This window comes from Psychromonas arctica, assembly GCF_038155225.1.
GTDB lineage: Bacteria > Pseudomonadota > Gammaproteobacteria > Enterobacterales > Psychromonadaceae > Psychromonas > Psychromonas arctica_B.
Window position 1 is genome coordinate 1 of the sequence record NZ_JBAKBA010000230.1, and the last position, 227, is coordinate 227.

Annotated in this window: 1 pseudogene; it reads right to left on the reverse strand. The window is 37.4% G+C overall.

Annotated features, from left to right (window positions below):
• Nucleotides 1-177 (reverse strand): annotated as a pseudogene (locus V6255_RS18375) (transposase); the annotation flags it as partial.
• Between the last annotated feature and the right edge of the window lie 50 nt (nucleotides 178-227).

The window sequence follows — 227 nt, forward strand, 5'->3', positions numbered from 1 at the left end:
AATTGGATTAAGCTCCGGTGAATAAGGTGGAAGATGAATGATAGTGAGGTTAGAATATTGCTCTTCTAAATAAGTTTGATGCCAGCTAGCCTGATCCATAATGATAACTGAATGCTTACCAACTGGCGTCGCATCTGAAATTAATTGTAAGTGCTTCGTCATCACTTCCATATTATACCATTCCGCATAATTAGTTGATCAGACTCATCCAATCTCTAGTACACATT